The sequence below is a fragment of the Thiofaba sp. EF100 genome, assembly GCF_039822285.1.
Lineage (GTDB): Bacteria > Pseudomonadota > Gammaproteobacteria > Halothiobacillales > Halothiobacillaceae > Thiofaba.
In genome coordinates this window covers 313,596-336,810 of the sequence record NZ_JBAJEY010000002.1, presented here as the reverse complement: position 1 = coordinate 336,810, position 23,215 = coordinate 313,596, and the positions used below count along the sequence as shown (strand labels likewise).

At 67.4% G+C, this 23,215-nt stretch carries 19 protein-coding genes; 14 read left to right on the top strand and 5 right to left on the bottom strand.

Features of this window, described 5'->3' with window-relative positions:
• Positions 1-9: 9 nt before the first annotated feature.
• Entirely contained in the window at positions 10-1,239 is a 1,230-nt protein-coding gene (locus tag V6D91_RS05990; protein WP_347318679.1) for a hypothetical protein, read from the bottom strand.
• Positions 1,239-2,633 (bottom strand): cytochrome ubiquinol oxidase subunit I, encoded by a 1,395-nt coding sequence (locus V6D91_RS05985; protein WP_347318677.1) that lies wholly within the window; start codon positions 2,631-2,633, stop codon positions 1,239-1,241. The genes V6D91_RS05990 and V6D91_RS05985 overlap by 1 nt, the downstream gene beginning before the upstream one ends.
• A 345-nt stretch (positions 2,634-2,978) precedes the next feature.
• On the opposite strand from V6D91_RS05985, the gene glyQ reads away from it, so the two are divergent.
• From glyQ to V6D91_RS05940, 9 genes are all read left to right on the top strand, one after another.
• On the top strand, positions 2,979-3,899 hold the full coding sequence (glyQ, locus tag V6D91_RS05980) for a glycine--tRNA ligase subunit alpha (RefSeq protein WP_347318675.1): 921 nt from the start codon (positions 2,979-2,981) through the stop codon (positions 3,897-3,899).
• Positions 3,896-5,968 (top strand): glycine--tRNA ligase subunit beta, encoded by a 2,073-nt coding sequence (gene glyS / locus V6D91_RS05975; protein WP_347318673.1) that lies wholly within the window; start codon positions 3,896-3,898, stop codon positions 5,966-5,968. The genes glyQ and glyS overlap by 4 nt, the downstream gene beginning before the upstream one ends.
• A gap of 103 nt (positions 5,969-6,071) precedes the next feature.
• Positions 6,072-8,096, top strand: a complete 2,025-nt coding sequence (locus V6D91_RS05970) for a glucoamylase family protein (RefSeq protein WP_347318671.1) — start codon at positions 6,072-6,074, stop codon at positions 8,094-8,096.
• A gap of 11 nt (positions 8,097-8,107) precedes the next feature.
• The gene (gene ugpC / locus V6D91_RS05965) at positions 8,108-9,187 is read left to right on the top strand and encodes a sn-glycerol-3-phosphate ABC transporter ATP-binding protein UgpC (protein ID WP_347318669.1); all 1,080 of its coding nucleotides are present in this window, start codon (positions 8,108-8,110) and stop codon (positions 9,185-9,187) included.
• Positions 9,188-9,513: 326 nt separating this feature from the next.
• Complete coding sequence (locus V6D91_RS05960; RefSeq protein WP_347318667.1) at positions 9,514-10,521, top strand: histidinol-phosphate transaminase; 1,008 nt, start codon at positions 9,514-9,516, stop codon at positions 10,519-10,521.
• A 13-nt stretch (positions 10,522-10,534) separates the two neighbouring features.
• A complete protein-coding gene (locus V6D91_RS05955) occupies positions 10,535-11,548 on the top strand; it encodes a sensor domain-containing diguanylate cyclase (protein WP_347318665.1) in 1,014 nt (337 codons plus the stop codon).
• Complete coding sequence (locus V6D91_RS05950) at positions 11,545-11,907, top strand: DUF488 family protein (RefSeq protein ID WP_347318663.1); 363 nt, start codon at positions 11,545-11,547, stop codon at positions 11,905-11,907. The genes V6D91_RS05955 and V6D91_RS05950 overlap by 4 nt, the downstream gene beginning before the upstream one ends.
• A gap of 26 nt (positions 11,908-11,933) precedes the next feature.
• Positions 11,934-13,274, top strand: coding sequence for a GH1 family beta-glucosidase (locus V6D91_RS05945; RefSeq protein WP_347318661.1), 1,341 nt, complete (start codon positions 11,934-11,936; stop codon positions 13,272-13,274).
• Positions 13,259-14,023 carry a M90 family metallopeptidase gene (locus V6D91_RS05940; RefSeq protein ID WP_347318659.1) on the top strand — a complete coding sequence of 255 codons (765 nt, stop codon included), beginning with the start codon at positions 13,259-13,261 and terminating at the stop codon, positions 14,021-14,023. Before V6D91_RS05945 ends, V6D91_RS05940 begins: the two co-directional genes overlap by 16 nt.
• Before the next feature lie 206 nt (positions 14,024-14,229).
• Here V6D91_RS05940 and V6D91_RS05935 read toward each other — a convergent pair whose 3' ends face one another.
• Positions 14,230-14,967 (bottom strand): hypothetical protein, encoded by a 738-nt coding sequence (locus tag V6D91_RS05935; RefSeq protein ID WP_347318657.1) that lies wholly within the window; start codon positions 14,965-14,967, stop codon positions 14,230-14,232.
• Between the two features lie 57 nt (positions 14,968-15,024).
• Here V6D91_RS05935 and V6D91_RS05930 point away from each other — a divergent pair, with 57 nt between their 5' ends.
• The 5 genes from V6D91_RS05930 (at position 15,025) to V6D91_RS05910 (ending at position 21,058) form a co-directional block, all read left to right on the top strand.
• Positions 15,025-15,780 (top strand): 5-oxoprolinase subunit PxpA, encoded by a 756-nt coding sequence (locus V6D91_RS05930; protein ID WP_347318655.1) that lies wholly within the window; start codon positions 15,025-15,027, stop codon positions 15,778-15,780.
• Entirely contained in the window at positions 15,777-16,481 is a 705-nt protein-coding gene (gene pxpB, locus V6D91_RS05925) for a 5-oxoprolinase subunit PxpB (protein WP_347318653.1), read from the top strand. The genes V6D91_RS05930 and pxpB overlap by 4 nt, the downstream gene beginning before the upstream one ends.
• On the top strand, positions 16,478-17,395 hold the full coding sequence (locus V6D91_RS05920) for a biotin-dependent carboxyltransferase family protein (protein ID WP_347318652.1): 918 nt from the start codon (positions 16,478-16,480) through the stop codon (positions 17,393-17,395). Before pxpB ends, V6D91_RS05920 begins: the two co-directional genes overlap by 4 nt.
• Before the next feature lie 84 nt (positions 17,396-17,479).
• Complete coding sequence (locus tag V6D91_RS05915; protein ID WP_347318650.1) at positions 17,480-18,469, top strand: lysylphosphatidylglycerol synthase transmembrane domain-containing protein; 990 nt, start codon at positions 17,480-17,482, stop codon at positions 18,467-18,469.
• Positions 18,470-18,805: 336 nt separating this feature from the next.
• On the top strand, positions 18,806-21,058 hold the full coding sequence (locus V6D91_RS05910) for an arginine/lysine/ornithine decarboxylase (protein WP_347318648.1): 2,253 nt from the start codon (positions 18,806-18,808) through the stop codon (positions 21,056-21,058).
• Between the two features lie 302 nt (positions 21,059-21,360).
• On the opposite strand, the gene atpC is transcribed toward V6D91_RS05910, so the two are convergent.
• Both atpC and atpD read right to left on the bottom strand, forming a co-directional pair.
• Positions 21,361-21,807, bottom strand: coding sequence for an ATP synthase F1 subunit epsilon (gene atpC / locus V6D91_RS05905; RefSeq protein WP_347318646.1), 447 nt, complete (start codon positions 21,805-21,807; stop codon positions 21,361-21,363).
• 12 nt (positions 21,808-21,819) lie between these two features.
• On the bottom strand, positions 21,820-23,205 hold the full coding sequence (atpD, locus tag V6D91_RS05900; RefSeq protein WP_347318644.1) for a F0F1 ATP synthase subunit beta: 1,386 nt from the start codon (positions 23,203-23,205) through the stop codon (positions 21,820-21,822).
• Positions 23,206-23,215: the final 10 nt, after the last annotated feature.

Genomic DNA, 23,215 nt, shown 5'->3' with positions numbered 1-23,215 from the left:
GTGTGGTTTTCAGTGATTGCGCAGCCAGATCCAGATGCCCGTGCCAATGAAGGCGGCAACCCAGACGATGGTGGATGTCAGTGACCCGACGGCCAGACGCCGCAGGGTTGCATCCGCCTCGTACATGCCCTGCACCCGCCCGGACTTGTAAGCCGCAGTGATGATGAAGCCCCCCATCAGCCCCCCCACACCGACGAGGGTGAGCAAGAACATGACGAAGGGGGGCACATCCCACAGCACCTTGTACTCAATGGCGCTGTAGGCGAAGGGCTGGAGATAGGCCATGCGCAGCGCCTCGCGGAAGATGGCCACCAACGCCGCCATCCCCACCCCCATGGCCATCAACCGGTAGCCCGCCCCGGGCTCACCGGTGCGCGCCAGCCACACGGCCGCAGCCAAGACCGCGATGAAGGCCATCAGGGCCCAGCTCATCGGATGAGCCCACATGCCGAGATGGGATGGCACATCCAGCAGCCACCAGAGCAGCAGGACAAGCTGCGCCCCCGCGCCGACGACGGCAATACGTGCCCCCATGCGGCGGGCGAAGGCCAGGTAGTCGGCCGGACGATCCGGGCGGGAACGGAAGTAGTCTGCGTAGGCCATCAGGAAAATGCCGAACAGGGTCGCGCTCATGGCCAGGTAGAAGCCGAAACGCGGCGCCTGCCAGGCGTGGATCACCGTACCCGACATGTCGACCTGTCCGTGCGGCACGTACCAGTTGAACCACTGGTCGGGCAGCAACCCCTGGTAGGAGAGGACATGCATGATGAAACCATCCAGCAGGAACATGGCCAGGCCGAAGGCCCCCAGCCACCCCGCCCAGGCGGGGGCATGTTCACCGTGGTTCTTGAAGTAGAAGGTGAACCAGGCGAGGTACCCCACAGTCAGGGTGAAGATAAAGCCAATCACCCAGGCGGCCGACAGGACATTGGAGGCGTACCACTGCGGGTCGTAGATGGTCTGAGTAAACAGCAAGGGTGCAACGCCCAGCACCACCAGCAGGGAGACGCCTACCTTGGCAACCTTGGTCATGGCCTCGGACAGACGCTGCCAGTGGGGCTCATTGCGGCGCATGAAGGCGTACAAGGCCATCAGCGCGGAGCCCAGAGTGAGGTTGACAAACAGGATGTGCGGAATCCAGGTGAATACCATCAGCACCTGGAAGATCAGCGGATGCGACGGCACGCCCGTCGGATCGCGCAGTGCGTGCAGCATGGCTGCGGTCGTAGCGGCATCCATCAGTGTGCTCCTTGTTGCAGGGCGTCATGGGCGGCGAGCATGGGCGCGGCCCCTTTGGAGAGCGAGGCGATGTAGGCCGCCATGGCCTCACGTTCGGCCTCGGGCAGCGGCAGACGCGGCATGTAGGGCACCGTACCGTGGTACAGCGCACCATCAAGATAGGCCTTGACCATAACCGGATCGTCCGAGAAGCCGAAGCGGGCAGGCAGGGCGCGCAGCTTGGCATCGGGCTCGATGCTGTGGCAGTTGGTGCAGAGAGTCTTGGTGAGGAACTCGCCTGCACGGACCTTGTTCTCAGGAGTGACCGTGCGCAGATCGGCCGGCACGAACATATGGGTTTGAAGCACCCCTTTCGCCTCGATCATCGGGAGGTCGGAGGTGACACCTTTGCCCGGCACATCACGCGCAAAGAGCTGGTTGGAATAGATGTACTGCCCGGCCACGTAGGGTTTGCGCAGGGACTCGCGCGAGCGCTCCTCAGGCCACAAGCCGAACAGGGCGATCACGACCGTCATGGCGACCGCCACCCCCTGACGCAGTTGGAGTGGCTTCCAAGCCGTCCACAGGAAATACAGCAAGGTGCCGAGCAGCACGGCAGCCAGGAACGGCCCGTATTTCGGCGCCATCTGGGTTTCCATGACGATGCGTGCGTTCTCCGGGAGGGTCTGCAGGTACCACAGCCACATCACCACCCCCAGGAACAACCCGGCCAGCCCCATTTTCGACAGGAAGCGAGTGATTTCGATACGCACCTCACGGTTCTTCATCGTGGCCGCGAGGATCCCGCCGACCGCCCCGGCGATGGCGAACATGAAGGCCGTGCGCACACCGAGGTGGGCGAAGTAGTTCAGGTTGAAGGCTGCGTCGAAGGTTGAACCGGTTTCGTACCAGCGCTCGTTCCCCGGCCACATCATGAAGCTGAGGATGGGCACGATCAGGATCATCGTCGCCCAGGACGCAACGGCAAAGGACCAGGTCAGCTTCAGATGCGTCCTCGGGTCGATCTTGCCGAGCAGGTACACGAGGGCGTAAACGCCGATGACCTCGACAAAGAAGAACACCCACTCCGTGGCCCACACCCACACAAAGTTGTGGATCAGGCCACTGATCCCGCGTGGGCTGGCTACCGTCACCGAGTACCAAATACCCGGACCGGTGATGGAGCCGATGATGTAGGAAAACACGAGCAGGAACATGCCGTACTTTTTGATGTACTCCATCAGCTCCGGCTTGTTCTCTCGCACCGCCTTGGTTTCGAGCAAGGCGAACAGCCAGGATGCCCCGACCGAGGTGTGGGACGCCAGCACATGGATCGTGCCGATGATGCCCATCACCCAGGCGGAGCCGATCGCTGGCACATACCAATGGGGATAAAGCCCCAGGTGCTCAGGCATGGTTTTGATCTCCTCCAAGTTGTCGATTTTCTGATCCGACCCATTCCGTCAGGACCAAACCACCTAGATACACAAACCATGCCAAGCACGCAACCCATTGATTCACAATGAGAAAAATCATTCCCACCGGATCCACATGGGGTCGAAGCCCATGCACGACCTCGGCCAAGCCAGGAATTTTCAAGCACAGGCCATGGAAACAGGCATATAAGCATTCACTGAATTAATCATCCTGCGCCTGGACACGCTGCTTCGTGTTGCCAAACACAGTCTGTTCGAAGGGTTTCCCCGCGCCTCCCCCTCCCACGTATACTTTGGGCCACATATCCAATGACCCGGTCCATCATGTCATCCGCTTACGATCTCTCCACGTTCCAGGGCCTGATCCTCGCCCTGCAGGACTACTGGGCCCGGCAGGGCTGCGCCATCCTCCAGCCCTTGGACATGGAGGTCGGCGCCGGCACCTTCCACCCCGCCACCTTCCTGCGCGCCATCGGCCCCGAGCCGTGGAACGCCGCCTACGTCCAGCCCTCACGCCGCCCAACCGACGGCCGCTACGGCGAGAACCCCAACCGCCTGCAGCACTACTACCAGTTCCAGGTGGTGCTCAAACCCTCTCCGCTTGAGATCCAGGAGCTCTACCTGGGCTCTTTGCGCATGCTGGGCTTCGACCCCTTAACCCACGACATCCGCTTCGTCGAGGACAACTGGGAGTCCCCCACCCTGGGCGCCTGGGGCCTGGGCTGGGAGGTGTGGCTCAATGGCATGGAAGTCACCCAGTTCACCTACTTCCAGCAGGTCGGCGGCCTCGACTGCCGCCCGGTGACCGGTGAGATCACCTACGGGCTGGAGCGTCTGGCGATGTACCTGCAGGGGGTGGAGAGCGTTTACGACCTGGTCTGGGCCAAGACCCCGAACGGCAGGATCACCTACGGGGATGTCTACCACCAGAACGAGGTGGAGCAATCCACCTACAACTTCCAGCAGGCCGACGTAGCGTTCCTGTTCGGCCTGTTCGACCAATGCGAGAAAGAGGCCAAGCGCCTGATGGAGCTGAACCTGCCGCTGCCGGCCTATGAGCAGGTGCTCAAGGCCTCCCACACCTTCAACCTGTTGGATGCGCGCCGCGCCATCTCCGTGACCGAGCGCCAGCGGTACATCCTGCGCGTGCGCGAGCTCGCCCGCAGCGTGGCCGAGGCCTATTACGCCTCGCGCGAGCGCCTCGGCTTCCCGATGGTGGCACGCAGCCAGGAGGTCGCCCAATGAGCACCCGTGACCTTTTGATCGAGATCGGCACCGAGGAGCTGCCGCCCAAGGCCCTCACCACCCTCGCTGCAGCCCTGGCCGATGGCATGGTCCGCCGCCTGCACGACGCGGGCCTCGCGCCCAAGGGCCACACCGTCTACGCCGCCCCGCGGCGGCTGGCGGTGCTGGTGCAGGGGGTGGCCGAGCAGCAACCGGAGCGCGAGATCGAGCGTCGCGGCCCGGCGGTGAATGCGGCCTTCGACGGTGAAGGGCGCCCGAGCAAGGCGCTGGAAGGCTTTGCCCGCTCCTGCGGGGTGAGCGTGGATCAGCTCGAGGAGCTCGTCACCGACAAGGGCGCATGGATGGTCTATCGCGCCAAGCAGCCCGGCCAGCCGGCCCAGACCCTGATCCCGGACATGCTGCGCGCCGCGCTGGATGAGCTCCCCATTCCGAAGCGCATGCGCTGGGGTGCGGGCGAGGCCGCCTTCGTGCGCCCGGTGCACTGGATCGTGCTGCTGTTCGGCAGGGATGTGATCGATGCCGAGATCCTGGGGGTGCGCACCGGCCATACGACCCGCGGCCACCGCTTCCATCACCCCGCCCCACTGCCCGTCCCCGCGCCCGGCGACTACGCCGCGCTGCTGGAGGGCACGGGGCATGTGATCGTCGACTTCGCTGCCCGCCGGGCCATGATCAAGGCCCAGGTCGAGGCTGCCGCCTGTGAGCTGGGCGGCCGCGCGGTGCTGGATGAGGACCTGCTCGATGAGGTGACCGCGCTGACCGAATGGCCGCGGGTGGTGACCGGCAACTTCGAGCCGCGCTTCCTCGAGGTGCCCAAGGAGGCCCTGATCTCCACCATGCAGGGCAACCAGCGCTACTTCCCGGTGCTGGATGAGGCCGGCGAGCTCTTGCCGCACTTCATCACCGTGGCCAATATCGACAGCCGCGACCCCGCCGCCGTGCGCCTGGGCAACGAGCGGGTGATCCGCCCCCGCTTCTCCGATGCTGAGTTCTTCTGGAACGAGGACCGCAAACAGCCCCTCGCGTCCCACCTCGAAAGCCTCAAGACCGTGGTGTTCCAGCAGCGGCTCGGCACGCTGCACGACAAGACCGAGCGCGTCGTGCGCCTGGCCCGTCACATCGCCGGGCTGATGGGCGCCGACATGGAACGCGCCGCGCGCGCCGCCCTGCTTGCCAAGTGCGACCTCATGACCGGCATGGTCGGCGAGTTCCCCGAGCTGCAGGGCATCATGGGCCGCTACCTTGCGCGGCACGACGGCGAGCATGCCGAAGTCGCCCAGGCGCTGGACGAGGTCTATATGCCGCGCCGGGCAGGGGATGCCCTGCCGGAAACGCGCGTCGGCCAGGCCCTGGCGCTGGCCGAACGCCTGGACACCCTGGTGGGCATCTTCGCCATTGGTCAGGGGCCCACCGGGGCCAAGGACCCCTTCGCCCTGCGCCGGGCCGCCCTCGGCGTGCTGCGCATCCTGATCGAGCGCGGGCTCGACCTCGACCTGCACGCCCTGCTCACCTTCGCCGCCGACGGCGTGCAGGAGAAGGTCGATGCGAAGGCCGTGGTCGAGACCGTGTTCGACTTCATGCTCGAACGCATGCGTGCCTACGCGCTGGATCGCGGTATCCGCATTGATGTGTTCGAGGCCGTGCTCGCCACCCGCCCGCTGCGCCCGCTCGACTTCGAGCGCCGCATGCAGGCGGTCAACGACTTCCTCGCCCTGCCGCAGGCCGAGAGCCTCTCCGCGGCCAACAAGCGCATCGCCAACATCCTCAAGAAGGTGGAGGGCGAACTGCCCAGCCGGATCGATACGGCCCTGCTCCAGGACCCCGCCGAACGCGCGCTGGCCGGCCACGTGGAGGTCATCGAGGCCGAACTCGCCCCGCTGTTCGCCGCGGGCGACTACACCGCCGCCCTGGGACGCCTGGCCCACCTGCGCGAGGCGGTGGATGCCTTCTTCGATGGGGTGATGGTGATGGCCGAGGATGCAGCCTTGCGTGCCAACCGCCTGGCCCTGCTCAACCGCCTGCGTGCGCTGTTCCTACGCGTCGCGGACATCTCGGTCCTCGGTGGCTGAACTCCGCTTGGAACAGGCGCCCCCTCGCCGCGGCACGCGGCTCCCACAGCCAACCTCGGCCCTTGTGGGAGCGGCGTGTCGCCGCGATGTCTCCGGTCGCCTCATGCTGGCCACAAGAGGGAGCCGCCCTCTTCACCGGCTTCTGCACACCGTCCTGATCCTGCTCTGCCTGACCCTCAATCCCGCGCGGGCGGCCGAGCTGCCCCATGCCATGCTGGCGGACTTCAATGACGGAAAACCGCTGGTCAACCGCGTCATCCCGTGGCCCGGCCCCTCCGCCCACCAAGCCCCACCGAAGGCCGACCTCACCGCCTCCCCGCGCCGTGGCAAGCATGGCCTCGCCCTGCGCGTGCGCTATGACCTCACGGCCCCGACGGCCGCCCCCCAGGGCCTGCTGCTGCGCCTGCCCGAGGGGGATGTTGCCGCCTATGACCACCTCAGCCTGTGGGTACGCGGCAGCCGTAAGCAGGGCACCCCACTGCAGATGCGTGTGCGCTTCCTGACGAAGGACACCCCCCCCGCCAGCCAGGTGGGACAGGGCTTTATGGTCGTCGGGGTGAATGATGAGTGGCGCCAACTGCTGATTCCGCTCAATGCCCTCAGTGGCGTCACCGAGGGCACGCCCCCCAGCCTGCTCTTCCTGCAGCTTGATCCGGAACTGGTCGGTGATCGCAAGGGCGTTTTTTTCCTCGACGATGTGAGCCTGGTCCGCACGGGCCAGCATGTCGGACCGCAGGAGGACCGTGCGGTCGCCCCAGGCAAGAAGGCCTGGGAAATGGCGCGTGGCGGCGAGCTGGCCGCGCGCGCCTCGATCCGCGCCCGCGCCATTGAGCTTCCGCCTCCGCCGCTGGTGCGGCGCGAGAGCCTGCCGACGGACAACCTGGCCCTCCTCATGCGCGTGGCGCGTGATACATGGCGGGGGCTCGACGGTCTGCGCGATAAGCCGAGCGGCCTGCCCTTCGATACGGTCACCGTCCATCCAGGCGGCGGGCCGCCGCTGGTCGGCGATTACACCAACATTACCAACATCGGCCTCTACCTGATGTCGGTGGTGGCCGCCCGCGACCTTGGTTTCATCACACCGAAGGCTGCCGAGGCACGCCTCCGGCAGGTGGTTGGCACCCTGGAGAAGATGGAAACCTGGCAGGGCTTCTTCTTCAACTACTACGACACCACCTCGCTCGAGCGCACCAGCCACTTCATCTCGTTCGTCGACTCCTCCTGGCTGACTGCCGGGCTGATGGTCGCGCGCATGGCCGAGCCCGACCTGTACCCGCGCATCACCCGCCTGCTCGAGCGGGAGAACTACGCCTTCTTCTATGACCCGTCCGTCGGGCAGATGACGCACGGCTACCACGTGCAGCGCCATGAGCGCTCCAAAAACGTCTATGGCCTGCTGTACTCGGAGCCGCGCCTCGGCAGCCTGATTGCCATCGGCAAGGGCGACGTCCCCGAGAGCCACTGGTTCAGCCTGGCGCGCACCTTCCCGGCCGACTGGACCTGGCAGACCATGATCCCGCTCGAGCGCACCTCGCGCCTGGTGAAGGGCCACCAGGTCGTCGGCGGCTACTACACCTGGGAAGGCATCCGCTTCCTGCCCTCATGGGGCGGCAGCATGTTCGAGGCGATGATGCCGGGCATCGTCCTGGACGGGCAGGCGCATGCCCCCGCCAGCCTCGGTCGCAATGCAGTCGCCCATGTCGACATCCAGCGCCGCTACGCCCAGGAAGTCCTCAGCCTGCCGGTGTGGGGGATGTCGCCGAGCGCCAACCCGGCCGGCGGCTATGGCGAATACGGGATCGCCATCCTCGGGGTGAAAGGCTACGCGGAAGAGGTCGTCACCCCGCACGCCTCGGGCCTCGCCGCCATGGTCCGCCCCGATGAGGCGGCCCACAACCTGCGCCAGATGGCCCAGCTCTATGCCATCTACGGACCCTTCGGCTTCTACGATGCGGTCAACCCGATGACCGGGGACGTGGCCTACAAGTACCTGGCACTCGACCAGGGGATGATGTTCCTGGGGCTCGCCAACCACCTGCGCCCCCACCTGATCCAGCGCTACTTCGCCGCCGACCCCATCACCCGCCGCGTCCTCCCCCTGCTCGGGGCCGAAGACTTCTTCCAATAGGAGCGATCCCCATGGCCGACGTGGTGTTCGACAAGGTCCGCAAGCTCTACCCGGGTGCTGCCGCCCCGGTCATCGACGGGCTCGATCTTGCCGTGGCAGACGGCGAACTTCTGGTCATGGTCGGCCCCTCCGGCTGCGGCAAATCCACCGTGCTGCGCATGCTCGCGGGCCTGGAGACGATCAGCAGCGGCGAGTTGCGCATCCAGGGGCGGCGGGTCAACGAGCTCGAACCCAAGGCGCGCGACGTGGCCATGGTGTTCCAGGACTACGCCCTCTATCCGCACATGAGCGTGCGCGAGAACCTCGCCTTCCCGCTGAAGATGCGCCGCATGCCCGCGGCCGAGCAGGCCAGGCGCATCGCCTGGGCCGCCGAGATGCTGCACCTTGGCGAGCTGCTCGAACGCAAGCCCGCCCAGCTCTCCGGCGGCCAGCGCCAGCGGGTCGCCATGGGCCGCGCGCTGGTGCGCGAGGCCTCCGTGTTCCTGCTGGATGAGCCGCTTTCCAACCTCGACGCCAAGCTGCGCGTGCAGGTGCGCGCAGAAATCGCCGAGCTGCAGCGCCGCCTCGGCACCACCATGCTCTACGTCACCCATGACCAGACCGAGGCGATGACCCTCGGCCAGCGCGTCGCCGTGTTCAACCAGGGCCGCCTGCAGCAGGTCGCCTCACCACGCGAGCTGTACGAGCACCCGGCCAACACCTTCGTCGCCGGCTTCATCGGCCAGCCGCCGATGAACATGGTGCCGGCCCGGATCGAGGGCGGAAGGATCATCTTGGCAGCATCCCCCCAGCCGCGATGCATCGCCGCCCAGGAGGTGCCCCTGCCGGACGGCCCCGTCATCCTCGGCATCCGTCCGGAGGACCTCCGGCTGGCCGCACCGGGCGAGGACGGCCTGGACACGCAGGCTGAGCTGGTCGAGTTCCTCGGTCACGAGACCCTGCTGCACGCACGCCTCCAGGGCAGCGACACCCTGCTCACCCTGCGCGCGCCGGGCCGGCTGGAGATCGCCGCCGGTACGGCGGTAAGGATGCATGTGGCAGGCCTCCCCCACCTGTTCAGTGCCAGCGACGGCCAGCGGCTCCAGCGCTGAGGCCGGCAGCGCACCCATGCCCGCCCTGCCTGGCCGCTCCGCCCTGGTTGCAGTGGGATGCACAAGGCGAAATCCAGCATCCAAAGGGAGGCATCTTCGCTCTGTTGGGTTGTAGGAGGCCCGCCCTCGGGCCGACGCTTGCGCACGATACGCCTGTCGCGGCGGGGGCATCGCTCCTGCATCGGCGTTCAGCGCGATGAGACAGGTTCATGCGATTGCCCTGTACGCGGCCCTGAGGCGGACTGGCCGCCCGCCGGCGGGCTGCTATAGTTTTCGAATCAGGGCTGCACAACCTCGTCAGCCATGCGCCCGATTCAGGAGACGGCATGACATCCAGAAGCGAAAAGGGCGGCGGGGCTTTCCACGGCATCAAGCTGCTGCTGTGCGAGAACCCCCTGCCGCCGATCGACGAGGCCATCGCGGCCGCGCAGGACGAGGTACCGCACTCCAACTACTACACCGAGCCCTATTCGGCCCCCCTGCGCAGCCTGCTGTCCCGCCAATTGGGCGTGCCGGAGCGGCTGATCCACATCAATGCCGGTTCGGAACTGATCCTGCGCCAGCTGTTCGAGCGCTTCGGCCAGCGGGTGCACCTGCTGACGCCGACCTACGCGCTGTTCCCCGAGATCGCCCGGCACTACACGGAGACGCGCCTCCCGCCCGAACGGGGCTTCGCTTTCGACCTCGCCGACCTCGTCATCCCACCGGGCACGACCCTGGCGGTGATCGTCAACCCGAACAACCCCAACGGCGGCACCTTCGACATGTCCCCCCTGCCTGGACTGTTGCGCCGCCACCCGGACACCCTGTTCCTGGTCGATGAGGCCTTCATCGGCCTGGCGGGCCAGAGCGTCGCCCCCTGGGTACCGGAGCACCCGAACCTGCTGGTGACCCGCACCCTGTCCAAGGCGCACAGCCTGGCGGGCTTCCGCGTCGGCTATGCGGTGCTGCCCGAGGCGATCGCCGACGACCTCAATGCGCACAACGACGCCTATCCGCTCGCCCGCCCCAGCGAGGCGGCGGCCATCGCCACCCTGCTGCACGAGGAGCGCATCCGGGCACGCCTCGCCGACCTGCGCGCGTGGACCTGCGCGCTCGCCGCCGAGCTGCAGGCCATGGGGGTGCGCACCTTCCCGACCGAGACCTACTTCTTCCTGGCCGACTTCGCCCCGCACGACGCCGCCCGGCTGGCCGAGGCCCTCAAGGCCCGGGGCATCCTGGTCAAACCGCTGAACGACCCCGTGCTGGGCCCCGGCTTCATGCGCATCACCACCGCCCTGCCCGAGGACAACGCACGCTTCGTGGCCGCGCTGCGTTCCCTGTTGGCACGCTAGGCAAGAAGCCTTCATGGCAGACCAGACCCTACCGCTTCCGGATGCACTGTTTAGGGCCATGGTCGACGCCCAGCCGGAAAGCATTGCCCTCATCGATGCCCAAGGCCGCATCATCTACGCCAACCATGCCTGGGTCGAATTCGGCCGCCGGAACGACCTCCCTGCGCCCGAGGCGTGGGCGGAACTCAACTACCTGCAGGCCTGCCAGGCTGCCGCGAAACGCGGCGATCCCGACGGACAGATCGTCGCCAGTGGGATACGCGACGTGCTCGACGGCCATACACCGGCCTTCCAGCATGAATATCCCTGCCACAGCCCGGAGAAGCAGCGCTGGTTCATGATGCAGGCCACCCCCCTCCACTGGGCGGGCCAGAGGTACGTCATCATCTCGCACCATGACATTACCGAACGGAAGCTGGCCGAGGAGCGGGTCGAGACCATGGCCTACATGGACGGACTCACCGGCATCCCCAACCGCCGCTATTTCGATGCCTTCATGGAGCAGGAATGGCGCCGTGCCAGTCGGACCCACACCCCCCTCGCCCTCGTCATGCTGGACATCGACCACTTCAAGCAGTTCAACGACCATTATGGCCACCAGGCAGGGGACGAGTGCCTGCGCCGGATCGGCCGCACCCTGGGACGCTTCGCCCAGCGCGCGGGCGACATGGCCGCGCGCTACGGCGGCGAGGAGTTCGCGGTCATCCTGGCCAACACCGAACTGCCGCAGGCTGCCGAGATCGCGGAGGAGATTCGCGCGGCCATCCAGGCGCTGGACATCCCGCACGAGCACTCCCCCTTCGGCGAATGCCTGACGGCGAGCCTGGGCGTGGCCGCCATCCGCCCGAACAGGGATGAGCCGCCGTCCTGCCTGATCGAGGCAGCCGACCAGGCCCTCTATGCCGCCAAGGCGGCGGGCCGGAACCGAGTAGTCACGGCCCCCCCGGTCGATCAGAACCACACCGGGGCCGCCCAGCCAGGACCGCCCCCCGCCTCGCCTGAGGCACAGGCGGAAGGTAGGATATGAACATCCAGCTCAAACGCATTTACGTACCGAAGGCGCCCGGAGACGGGCTGCGCATCCTGATCGACGGCCTCTGGCCACGCGGGATCGCGCGCGAGGCCGGCGCATTCGACGTCTGGCACAAGGCCATCGCCCCCAGCCGTGAGCTGCGGAGCTGGTTCGGCCACGATCCTGCCCGGTGGACGGAATTCCGCCGACGCTACTTCGATGAGCTGGACGGGAAGCCCGAGGCCGTGGAGGCACTGCGCGAGGAAATCGCCGCCGCACACGGCCCCGTCACCTTCGTCTTTGCCTCGCGCGACACGGAACACAACCATGCCGTCGCCCTGCGGGATTACCTGGAGGGGCGACGCCGGGACTGACGCACAACCTGCACAGGAACAACCACTTGAGCACCCGCTTTCCCACCGGCTTCACCTGGGGCGTAGCCACCTCCGCCTACCAGATCGAGGGCGCGCCGCTGGCCGATGGCGCAGGGCCGAGCAACTGGCACCGCTTCGCCCACGAACCCGGCCGCATCCAGAATGGGGACACCGGCGATGTGGCCTGCGACCACTACCACCGCTTCCGCGAAGATGTGGCGCTGATCAAGCGCCTGGGCGTTTCCGCCTACCGCTTCAGCTTCAACTGGGCGCGGATCCAGCCTACGGGCCGCGGCAAGGTGAATCCCAAGGGGCTCGACTTCTACAAGCGCCTGGTGGACGAACTGCACGCCCACGGCATCCGGCCCTTCGCCACCCTGCACCACTGGGACCTGCCTGCCGCGCTGGAGGATGCCGGTGGCTGGCTTTCCCGCGACACCGCCCTGCGCTTCGCCGACTTCACCGAGCTGATGGCCGGGGCGCTGGACGGCCAGATCGAGGACTGGTGCACCCTCAACGAGCCGTGGGTCATCATGCACGCAGGCTTTGTCGAGGGCGTGCATCCGCCTGGCCTTGCCAACCTCGCCCTCGCCCCCAAGGTCGCCTACCACCTCCTGCTCGCCCATGCCGAGGCGGTACGCGCCTACCGCGCCACCGGCCGCCACCGCATGGGCCTGGTGGTGAACATCGAGCCCAAATATGCGGCAAGCGACGAGCCCAAGGATCACGCGGCGCGCGCCCGCGCCGAGGCCTACATGAACCGCCTGTTCGTCGACCCGATCTTCCAAGGCAGGTGGCCGGAGGAGCTCATCGAGGCGCTGGGCGAGACGGCCTGGCGCGAGGTGCTGGCCGAACCCCTCGCCCCCCTGCGCGAGCCGCTCGACTGGCTGGGGCTCAACTACTACACCCGCGCCGTGGTGCGCCATGCCCCCGGCGGCTTCCTGGACACCGCCACGGTCAGGCAACCCGGCCTGCATACCGAAATGGGCTGGGAGGTCTACCCGCAGGGGCTGACCGACACCCTGCTGTGGCTGCACGAGCGCACCGGTGGCATCCCGCTGTACGTCACCGAGAACGGCGCGGCCTTCGCCGACCCGCCCATCGAGGATGGGCGCCTGCACGACCCGCTGCGAGAGGCCTACCTGCACGAGCACCTTCAAGCAGCCTTGAACGCCCTGCAACGCGGAGTGGACTTGCGCGGCTATTTCGCCTGGTCGCTGCTCGACAACTTTGAATGGCAGTTCGGCTACAGCAAGCGCTTTGGTCTGGTGCACGTGGACCCCGCTACGGGGGCGCGCACGCCCAAGGACAGCGCGCGCCTGTTCGCCGAAGTGGCGGCAACCCACGGCGAATGCTTGAGCGCCTGAGGGCCTGGTGGCAGCGGCGCATCCTTGAGCGCCACCCCATCGCCGAGGCCGACTGGCAAGCGGCGCTCGCCACCGTGCCTATCCTCCACAGGCTCACCACCGAGGAGCTTGCCCGTCTGCGCGTGCGGGCCACCCTGTTCCTGCACCACACGCCCTTCACCGCCATCGACGGCCTTACGCTCACCGGCGCCATGCGGGTGCGCATCGCCGTCCAGGCCTGCCTGCCGGCCCTGCATCTTGCGGAGGATGCGTTGGATGGGATCGTCCGCATCATCGTCTACCCGGAGGCCTTCGTGCCGGAGATCGAGGAGGTGGACGAGGCCGGGGTGGTCCACCGCCGCCGCGAGGTGCGCAGCGGGGAGAGCTGGGGGCATGGGGTGATCGTCCTGGCCTGGCCGGATGTGGCCGCCTCAGGGCTCGGGGAAGGCTACAACGTGGTCATCCACGAGGTGGCGCACGTGCTGGACATGGGCAACGGCGTGCCGAACGGCTTCCCGCCGCTGCCGCGCGGCATGCGTCAGGACGTCTGGACGGCCGCCTTCAGCACGGCCTTCGAGGATTTGAACCAGCGCCTCGACCGGCACGAGGAGCCGCCCATCGACCCGTACGCCGCCGAGGCGCCGGAGGAGTTCTTCGCCGTGACGAGCGAGCTGTATTTCGAGCAGCCGCACACCCTGCGCGCCGCCTACCCGGCGGTATTCGAGCAGCTGGCACAGTTTTATGCGGGCGGGGGTTGCGGGCGTTTATAACGCAGAGGCGGTTGGACAGCCGTGCCGCCCTCTCCCTACCCCACACGAGGGGGAGGGAACGTACCTAAGGCCGGCTTGAAGCGGAAAGCTTGCCCGCCGCATGGCACGATGATCGCCCCTCCCCCTCGACGGGGGAGGGGTTGGGGAGAGGGTGAAGGGCCTATGCCCGTCCCATGCCCGTCCACCACCCTTTCTTCATTGCCCCCTCAATGCTGCTGCATCAGCCCCCGGAGCATCTGCTGCAGCTGCGGATCGTTGAGGTTGGGCAGGCCGTTCGGCATCCCCGGCAACGGCGTCGCGCCGGGCTTTTTCGGCAGCACGAAGCGCTCGGCGGGCAGCGGGGCCTCGTCCACGCGCACAAGAAGCATGCCGCCGCCGCGGTTCTCCATGGCCCGCAGCACGCCCTTGCCGCGCAACGCGGGGGCGTCGCGCAGCTGGCGGTAGGCGCGCGAGGCCTGCGCATCGCCCAAGGCCCGCTCCATCCGGTCACCCAAGGCTTCCAGCGCCTCACCGAGCTTACGCGCGCGTGAGTCGTCCGAGAGCACGACCTCACCGGCATGCCCCCCCTCACTCCAGCGCCAGACCTCCCCCTTGAGCCCCGCCACCGTTTCGCTGCGCCCCGTGGCCTCCACCCGCGGCGTCTTCTGCATGGCCGCCTTCGCCTGCGGGGTCATGAAGGCCCCGGCCAGTGCCCCCACCATGTCCATGTCCATCACCGCCCCCTGGGGGGTGAGCATGTACAGCTTGTCCTCGACCAGCAGGGTGGAGGCGGAGCCTTGCGCGCCACCCTGCATGTCGTAGCGGATGTGGCGCGCATCCCTCATTTGCACGGTCAGCGTGCCGGCCTCCTTCTGCTGCTCGTCGAAGAGGTGGTAGACGCCGGTGATGTCGGCCGAGGCCAGCGCGGGCAGCGCCAGGAGGAGCAGGAAAAGCGGACGTTTCATGGGATGATCTCGCAAGACCCTAGACGATGACGGCGTTGTGACCCGCCGGCAAGACGGATGTTCCCACCAAACCCGATCAAACTGAACTGCGACCTCGGTGAGGGCTTCGGCCCGTGGCGCATGGGCGAGGATGCGGCGGTGATGCCGCTGATCGACCAGGCCAACATCGCCTGCGGCTTCCACGCCGGGGACCCGCTGACCATGCGCCGCACCGTGCGCCTGGCCCTGGACCACGGTGTCAGCATCGGCGCCCATCCCGGCTACCCGGACCTGCTTGGCTTCGGCCGCCGCTCCATGGCCGTTGAGCACACCGAGCTGGTCGCCCTGCTGCGCTACCAGATCGGTGCGCTGGAGGGGATGGTCCGCGCCGAAGGCGGGCAGGTGGACTACGTCAAGCCGCACGGCGCGCTGTACAACGACATGATGCGGGAGCCAGCCATCCTCCGCGCCGTGCTGGAGGCCGTGGCGGGTCTGGGCGAAGGACTGGCCCTGATGGTCCTCGGCCGCGCTGACAACCGCCCGACCGCGCAACTGGCCGCGGAATACGGCGTGCCGCTGCTGTTCGAGGCCTTCGCCGATCGCGCCTACGCCCCGGACGGGAGCCTTTGCCCGCGGAGCCAGCCGGGAGCGGTGCACACCGAGGTCACGGTGATCGTCGAACAGGCCCTGCGTCTGGCCCGTGGCGAGCCGCTTGGGCTTCCGGATGGCACGTCCTTGCTTCTGCGTCCCGACTCACTGTGCGTGCACGGCGACACCCCGCAGGCCCTGGAGGCCCTGCGGGCCATTCGCGAGGCGCTGGGGCCGGGTGCATGAGCCGCCCGGGCTTGCGGCTGGAGGTGGCCGGGGTGGATGCCTACCTGATCCGCTTGGGCGAGACCATCGACCCCGCACTGATCCCCTGGGTGCGCGCCGCCGCCCTGCGCCTGCGCGAGCGGCTGGGCGCACGACTCATCGAGGTGGTGCCGAGCTACACCACGATCCTCGTGCAGTACGATCTGCTGCGCGACGATGCCGAATCCATGCACCAGGCCCTTCTGCGCGCACTGGACGGGCTGCAGCCAGAGCCTCTGAACGACGGACGACTGCACGAGATCCCCATCTGGTACGCGGAGGAGGTCGGCCCCGACCTGCCCCTTCTTGCCGCCCGCGCCGGGCTGACGGTGGAGGAGGTCATCGCCCTGCACAGCGGGCAGGACTACCCCGTCTTCGCGGTCGGCTTTGCCCCATGCTTTGCCTACCTTGGCCTGATCGATGAGCGGCTGACCGCCCCGCGCCTGAGCAGCCCGCGCCCGCGCGTGCCCGCAGGAAGCCTCGGGATCGCCGAGCGCCAGACCGCGATCTACCCGCTCGCCTCCCCCGGCGGCTGGAACCTGATCGGCCGCACACCGCTGAAACTGTTCGACCCCGCCCATCCTTCGGTCTGCCGCTTCGAGGTTGGTGACCGGGTGCGTTTCGTGTCCATCGGGCGCGCCGAATACCTTGCCTTGGGCGGACGGTTGGACGATCGCCCATGAGCCTGCGTGTCCTCAAGCCCGGCATCCTCGCGCTGCCGCAGGATGGTGGACGACGCGGGTTGATGCACACCGGCTTGACCCAGGGCGGACCGCTGGACCTGCACGCCTGGGCCTGGGCCAACCGCCTGCTGGACAACCCCTGGGGCGCGGGCACGATCGAGATCCACTACGGCGGCCTGGAGCTTCAGGCCGAGGCCGACGTGTGGCTCGCCCTCACCGGGGCGGACCTCGAGGCCCGGATCGACTCGACCCCGCTCGCCCCCTGGCAAAGCTTCCTGCTTCGGCGCGGGCAGCACCTGCGCTTTGGCAGGGCACGCCATGGCCTGCGTGCCTACCTCGCGGTGGCGGGCGGCTTCGCCGTCCATGGCCCCACCGTCCCGCGCGAGGGGCTCGGCGGCCTGCACGGGGACGGGCGTCCGCTCGCCGCAGGGGACCGGCTGCCCTGCCTTGCCGGACTGGTCCGACCACGGCGCAGCGTGCCGCCCCGCCTTCAGCCCGACTACCACGCCCCGCTGAGCCTGCGCCTGATCCCCGGCAGCCAGTTCGCATCCTTCCCCAGCGCCACCCGCGCCCGCCTGTTTGACCAGACCTGGCACCTCTCCCCGCGCTCGGACCGGATGGGGGCGCGGCTTGAGGGGGCACCGCTTGACGCCCCGCAGGGGCTGATCTCGGAGGGCATGGCCCTCGGCGCGGTGCAGGTCCCGCCTGACGGCCAGCCCATCATCCTGCTCAACGACCGCCAGACCCTCGGCGGCTACCCCAAGCTCGGCGCCATCCACCCGCTCGACCTCGCCGCCCTGGCGCAGCGCCTGCCGGGTACCGCACTCCACCTGCGAGCCCTCACCCTGCGCGAGGCTCAGGCGGAGATGCGCACCTTCCTGAGCTTCTTCCATACCCACTCCGTCCCCACCTGAGGGACGCAGGCCGTTACACTTGGGGTGTTGCGGCCGAGCCTAGCGGCCCATCCGACCCTGGAACGCCCCCACCATGCTGGCCCCATGAATCCTCGCGAGATCCTGAAGTCCACGGGACCGCATCCCGCCCTGCTCACCTTGCGGCGATTGTGGCTGGGCTTGCTCCTGCTCTCGGCCTTGATCGTGGCCGTGACCCATTTCGGCGACATCGAGCGCTTCCTCGGGCAGATGCAGCGCGCCGAACCGGCCTGGCTGGCCGTCGCCCTGCTGATTCAGGTCGCCACCTACTTCAGCGTCGCCGAACTCTGGCGACGCGCGCTCCGGCGGGGTGGAGCGCGGATCCCGCTGATGGCGCTGGTGCCGCTGGGACTCGCCAAGCAGTTCTCGGACCAGGCCCTGCCCATCGGCGGCATGAGCGGCACCGCCTTCCTGGTGGCGGCCCTCGCCCGGCGCGGCGTCCCGGCCCAGCTGTGCATGGCGGCCCTGCTGGTCAGCCTCATCGCCTACTACAGTGCCTACCTGCTCTTCGCCATCGCGAGCGTGCTGCTGCTCTGGCTGCACCACGCCATGCAGGGCTGGATCGTCGCCACCGCCCTGGTCTTCGGGCTGCTGGCCGTGGCCATGCCCGCCGGCGCGCTCTGGCTGCAGTCGTTCGGAGCCCGCCCCCTGCCCCCGCTCGTGCTGCGCATCCCCGGGCTCAAGGCCATGCTTGGATCGTTCTCGGAAACCTCGGCCGAGCTGGTGCGCGACCGGGGCCTGCTGGTTGCGGCCCTGCTCCTGCACGGGGCCGTCTTCCTGCTGGATGCCCTGACCCTCTGGGTCATGCTGTACGCCGTCGGCCAGCCCACATCCTTCGGGGTGGTGCTGCCGGCCTTCATCATGGCCTCGGTAGTGGCCACGCTCGCCCCCGTCCCGCTCGGCTTGGGCACCTTCGAGGCGAGCTGCGTGGCCATGCTCGCCGCCTTGGGCGTGCCCATCGAGGCCGGGCTGACCGCGACCCTGCTCCTGCGCGGCTTCACCCTCTGGCTGCCGATGCTGCCTGGGCTTTGGCTGACCCGGCGGGCACTGCGCTAGGCATGCCCCGCCGGTACCGCAACGCAGCTGCCATATCCTTGTGGCAGGATAATGCGTTGAGAGAGGTCAGGCGGGGAACCCGCCCTGCCTGTACAATGCCCGAATCGAGGTGTGCGCATGCCCGCGCACGCCTTAACAGGCCGTTGAAAGTGTTTTTCAACGGCCTGTTAAGGCAAGCCATGGATGGCTTGCACGAAGATCCATCACGCCAAGTGATTGATCTTCGCAGCCCGTCGCGGACATGTGCCGCGACGGGGCGAGTTGAAAAAGGGCACGATGCCCTTTTTCAGCATCCTGTTTTTCATTTTCAGCTTCAGCCGTCGGCAAGGGTCGCCCATGAGATTCCGCTTCCCCATCGTCATCATCGACGAAGACTTCCGCTCCGAGAACGCGAGCGGTTTCGGCATTCGCGCCTTGGCCAAGGCCATCGAGGAGGAAGGCGTCGAGGTCATGGGCGTCACCAGCTACGGTGACCTCTCCACCTTCGCCCAGCAGCAGAGCCGCGCCTCGGCCTTCATCCTCTCGATCGACGACGAGGAGTTCAACTCCGGCAACCCGGAGGAGGAGCTGCATGTGGTGCGCCAGCTGCGCAGCTTCGTCGAGGAGATCCGCTTCCGCAACGCGGACATTCCGATCTTCCTCTACGGCGAGACGCGCACCTCCAGCCACATCCCGAACGACGTGCTCAAGGAGCTGCACGGCTTCATCCACATGTTCGAGGACACCCCGGAGTTCGTCGCCCGCCACATCATCCGTGAGGCGCGCGCCTACCTCGACACCCTGGCCCCGCCCTTCTTCCGCGCCCTGACCGGCTATGCCGCGGACGGCTCCTACTCCTGGCACTGCCCCGGCCACTCCGGCGGCGTGGCCTTCCTCAAAAGCCCGGTGGGGCAGATGTTCCACCAATTCTTCGGCGAGAACCTGTTGCGTGCCGACGTGTGCAACGCGGTCGAGGAACTCGGCCAGCTGCTCGACCACACCGGTCCCGTGGCCGCCTCCGAGCGCAACGCCGCGCGCATCTTCCACGCCGACCACCTGTACTTCGTCACCAACGGTACCAGCACCTCCAACAAGATGGTCTGGCACAGCGTGGTCTCCCCGGGCGACATCGTGGTGGTGGACCGCAACTGCCACAAATCCATCCTCCACGCGATCATCATGACCGGGGCCATCCCGGTCTTCCTCACCCCGACGCGCAACCATTTCGGCATCATCGGCCCGATCCCGCTGGAGGAGTTCCGTCCCGAGAACATCCAGAAGAAGATCGAGGCCCACCCGTTCGCCCGCCATGCGGCGAACAAGAAGCCGCGCATCCTGACCATCACCCAATCCACCTACGATGGCGTGGTGTACAACGTCGAGGCGATCAAGGAGCTGCTGGACGGCGAGATCGAGACCCTGCACTTCGACGAGGCCTGGCTGCCGCACGCCGCCTTCCACGAGTTCTACGGCGACTACCACGCCATCGGCGAGGGCCGCCCGCGCTGCAAGAAGTCGCTGGTGTACTCCACCCAGTCCACCCACAAGCTGCTCGCCGGCCTCTCGCAGGCCTCGCAGATCCTGGTGCAGGACTGCGAGGAGCAGCGCTTCGACCGCGACGTGTTCAACGAGTCCTACCTGATGCACTCCTCCACCTCGCCGCAGTACGCCATCATCGCCTCCTGCGACGTGGCGGCGGCGATGATGGAGCCGCCGGGCGGCACCGCGCTGGTGGAAGAGTCCCTGGTCGAGGCGCTCAACTTCCGCCGCGCGATGCGCAAGGTCGATGAGGAGTGGGGCTCGGACTGGTGGTTCAGGGTCTGGGGCCCGGATCATCTGCCCGAGGAGGGCCTCGGCCGGCGCGAGGACTGGATGATCAAGAAGGGCGACCGCTGGCACGGCTTCGGCGATCTGGCCGAGGGCTTCAACATGCTCGACCCGATCAAGGCCACCGTGATCACCCCGGGGCTCGACGTGGACGGCGACTTCGCCGACTGGGGCATCCCGGCCGGCATCGTCACCAAGTACCTGGCCGAGCACGGCGTGGTGGTAGAGAAGACCGGCCTCTACAGCTTCTTCATCATGTTCACCATCGGCATCACCAAGGGCCGCTGGAACACCCTGGTCACCGCCCTGCAGCAGTTCAAGGACGACTACGACAAGAACCAGCCGCTGTGGCGCATCCTGCCCGAGTTCGTCGCCAAGCACCCGGTGTACGAGCGCATGGGCCTCAAGGACCTCTGCCGCAAGCTGCACGACATGTACAAGCAGTACGATGTAGCGCGCCTGACCACCGAGATGTACCTCTCCGACATGGTGCCCGCCATGCGCCCGGCCGACGCCTGGGCCAAGATGGCCCACCGCGAGATCGAGCGGGTGCCCATCGACGAGCTGGAGGGCCGCATCACCGCGAGCCTGGTCACCCCCTACCCGCCGGGCATCCCGCTGCTGATCCCGGGCGAGCGCTTCAACAAGACCATTGTCGATTACCTGAAGTTCGCGCGCGAATTCAACCGGCAGCTGCCGGGGTTCGAGACCGACATCCACGGCCTGGTGGCCGAGGAGGTGGACGGCAGGATCGTCTACCACATCGACTGCGTGAAGGACTGAGGGCGGTCGGCCGACGGTGCCCGAGGAGGCCCGCCCCCGGGCCGACCGACCTCACGCCCCCTGTCGCGGCGAGGGTGCCGCTCCTACACAGCCGACCTGAGGGAAAGCCATGCCCCCTCGACCATTGGCTGACGGTGCCAAGGGGGGTGTAGGAGGCCCGCCCCCGGGCCGATCATCCGCCTTCATCGCGGCGGTAGCGCCGCGCCTACGCAGCCCCGCTGTTGGAGCCTCCCTGCCCGCCGGATCGCGGACAACAAAAAAGGAGGCCAGGCCTCCTTTTTTCATGCGCTCCTTTGGCAGGATTACTGCGAGACGTTGCTCCGCACCCCGCGGATCTCGCGGATCCAGCGCAGGCGCTCGGCGCCCTCGATCAGCTCGTTCTGCAGGCGGAAGTAATCCACCTCGGCGCCCTCGGCGATGGCCCCCTTGCTCTCAAGGGCCTTGAGGCGGGCCTCCTCGGCCGCGAGCTCCACCGCACGGGCATCCTCTTCACGCAGGGCGCTGTCCGCGAGGATGGTGATCTTGAGGGGTTGCACCTCGATCACACCACCGGAGACGTAGTAGTGGCTGATGTTGCCCTTCTCGTCGGTCACGCGGACCTCGCCCGGCTTGAGGGTCGCCAGGAGCTGCGTGTGGCGCGGCGTGATGCCGATTTCACCGCCCGTGGTGGGGGCGACCACGAAGGTCGCCTGGCCACTGTGGATGGGCTTGTCGGCGCTCACGATGTCCACATGGATGGTCATGGCCATACAGCCTCCTGATTACTTGGCGGCGAGCTTGGCGGCCTTCTCAACCGCTTCGTCAATGCCACCGACCATGTAGAACGCCTGCTCCGGCAGGTGGTCGTACTCGCCTTCCAGCAGGCCCTTGAAGCCACGCAGGGTTTCCTTCAGGGAAACGAAGCGGCCCGGGGCGCCGGTGAACACCTCGGCCACGAAGAATGGCTGGGACATGAAGCGCTGGATCTTACGCGCACGGGCCACGACCAGCTTGTCGTCCTCGGACAGTTCGTCCATCCCCAGGATGGCGATGATGTCCTTCAGCTCCTTGTAGCGCTGCAGGGTCTTCTGCACGCCGCGGGCGATGGTGTAGTGCTCGTCACCCACCACCTGCGGGTCGAGCTGGCGGCTGGTGGAATCCAGCGGATCGATCGCCGGGTAGATACCCAGGGCGGCGATGTCACGGGACAGCACCACGGTCGCATCCAGGTGCGAGAAGGTGGTCGCGGGGGACGGGTCGGTCAGGTCGTCCGCCGGAACGTACACGGCCTGCACGGAGGTGATGGAGCCGGTCTTGGTGGAGGTGATGCGCTCCTGCAGGACGCCCATCTCCTCGGCCAGGGTCGGCTGGTAACCCACCGCGGACGGCATACGGCCGAGCAGTGCGGAGACTTCAGTACCGGCCAGGGTGTAACGGTAGATGTTGTCGATGAACATCAGCACGTCACGGCCTTCGTCACGGAAGTACTCGGCCATGGTCAGACCGGTCAGCGCCACACGCAGACGGTTGCCGGGCGGCTCGTTCATCTGGCCGTAGACCAGGGCCACCTTGTCCAGTACGCCGCCTTCGCTCATCTCGTGGTAGAAGTCGTTGCCCTCACGGGTACGCTCGCCCACGCCGGCGAATACGGAGTAGCCGCTGTGCTCAACCGCGATGTTGCGGATGAGCTCCATCATGTTCACGGTCTTGCCTACGCCGGCGCCGCCGAACAGGCCAACCTTACCGCCCTTGGCGAACGGAACCAGCAGGTCGATGACCTTGATGCCGGTCTCGAGCAAGGCCGTGCTGGAGGACTGCTCGTCGAATGCCGGCGGCTTGCGGTGAATGACGTTGCGCTCTTCGGTGGCGATCGGACCGGCGTGGTCGATCGGCTCGCCCAGCACGTCCATGATGCGGCCCAGGGTGGCCTTGCCCACCGGCACCGAAATGGGGGCGCCGGTGTTGCTCACGGACAGGCCGCGACGCAGACCTTCGGATGCGCCGAGGGCGATGGTACGCACCACACCGTCGCCGATCTGCTGCTGAACTTCGAGGGTCAGACCGGTGCTGTCGACCTTCAGTGCGTCGTAAACCTTCGGTACGGCATCACGTGGAAACTCCACGTCGATGACCGCACCGATGATTTCGCGAATCTTGCCAGAACTCATGTTCGGTTCC